Genomic DNA, 1872 nt, shown 5'->3' with positions numbered 1-1872 from the left:
CTTGTTCATTCTGTTGTCGATGAGGTCGTCGACGACGGAGGGGTCTGCGAGTGTGGAGGTGTCGCCGAGGGCGCCGTAGTCGTCCTCGGCGATCTTGCGCAGGATGCGGCGCATGATCTTGCCGGAGCGGGTTTTCGGCAGGCCGGGGGCCCATTGGATCAGGTCGGGCTTGGCGATGGGGCCGATCTCGGAGCGGACCCAGTCCTGCAGCTCCTTGCGCAGTTCCTCGGTGGGCTCTTCGCCGGACATCAGGGTGACGTAGCAGTAGATGCCCTGGCCCTTGATGTCGTGCGGATAGCCCACCACGGCGGCCTCGGAGACCTTGGAGTGGGCGACAAGGGCGGATTCGACCTCCGCCGTGCCCATGCGGTGGCCCGAGACGTTGATCACGTCGTCGACGCGGCCCGTGATCCAGTAGTCGCCGTCCGCGTCCCGGCGGCAGCCGTCGCCGGTGAAGTAGTAGCCCTTGTACTGCTGGAAGTAGGTGTTCATGAAGCGCTCGTGATCGCCCCAGACGGTGCGCATCTGGCCGGGCCAGCTGTCGGCGATGCAGAGCACGCCCTCGGCGGGGTTGCCCTCGACCGTCTTGCCGCTCTCGGGATCGAGCACCTCGAACTTCAGCCCGAAGAAGGGCTTCATCGCGGCGCCGGGCTTGGTGGCGTGGGCGCCGGGCAGGGGGGTCATCAGGTGGCCGCCGGTCTCGGTCTGCCACCAGGTGTCGACGATGGGGCAGGTGCCCTTGCCGACCACGTTGTGGTACCAGTTCCAGGCCTCGGGGTTGATCGGCTCGCCCACGGTGCCCAGCACCTTGAGGTCGCTCAGATCGCACTTGGTGACGTACTCGTCGCCCTGGCCCATCAGCGCGCGGATGGCGGTGGGGGCGGTGTAGAACTGGTTGACCTTGTGCTTTTCGCAGACCTGCCAGAAGCGGCTGGCATCCGGGTAGGTCGGCACGCCCTCGAACATCAGGGTCGTGGCGCCATTGGCCAGGGGCCCGTAGACGATATAGCTGTGGCCGGTGACCCAGCCCACATCGGCGGTGCACCAGTAGACGTCGCCCTCGTGGTAGTCGAAGGTGATCTCGTGCGTCATGGCGGCGTAAACCAGGTAGCCGCCGGTGGTGTGCACGACGCCCTTGGGCTGGCCGGTGGAGCCCGAGGTGTAGAGGATGAAGAGCGGATCCTCGGCGTTCATCTCGGCGGGCTCGCAGGTGTCCTCGACCTTTTCGGCCTCCTCGTGGAGCCAGAAGTCGAGGTCGCGGCGCCAGGCGATGGGATCGCCGGTGCGCTTGACGACGAGGCATTTGACGTCGTCCACATCGCGGCGGAGCGCCTGGTTGACGTTGTCCTTGAGCTTGGTCACGCGGCCGCCGCGCGGGGCGGTGTCGGCGGTGATGACGAGCTTGGCGTCGCAGCCGTCGACCCGGGCGCCGAGCGCGTCGGGGGAGAAGCCGGCGAAGACGATGGAGTGGATGGCGCCGATGCGCGCGCAGGCGAGCATGGCATAGGCCGCCTCGGGGATCATCGGAAGGTAGAGCACGACGCGGTCGCCCTTTCCGACGCCGAGGTTCTTGAGCACGTTGGCCATCTTGCAGGTCTCGGCATGCAGCTGGCGGTAGGTGATGTGCTGGGCGTCCTCGGATGGATCGTCGGGTTCCCAGATGATGGCGGTCTGGTCGGCGCGGTCCTTCAAGTGGCGGTCGATGCAGTTGGCGGCGACGTTGAGCGTGCCGTCCTCGAACCACTTGATGGAGACGTTCCCGTAGGTGTAATCGACATCCTTCACTTTCGAGTAAGGCTTGATCCAGTCGACGCGCTTGCCCTCCTTGCCCCAGAACGCCTCGGGGTCCTTGATCGAGGCGGCGTACATCTC

1 protein-coding gene is annotated in these 1872 nt (G+C 66.2%); it reads right to left on the bottom strand.

Features of this window, described 5'->3' with window-relative positions; genetic code table 11:
• The coding region (acs, locus tag C2I35_RS21730) for an acetate--CoA ligase (protein ID WP_103765136.1) at positions 1–1872 on the bottom strand (1872 nt) is incomplete at both ends.

Source organism: Roseovarius confluentis (assembly GCF_002917925.1).
In the GTDB taxonomy this organism is placed as follows: Bacteria; Pseudomonadota; Alphaproteobacteria; order Rhodobacterales; family Rhodobacteraceae; genus Roseovarius; species Roseovarius confluentis.
The sequence above is the reverse complement of the archived record's forward strand: the minus strand, read 5'-3'. Positions and strand labels throughout refer to the sequence as shown.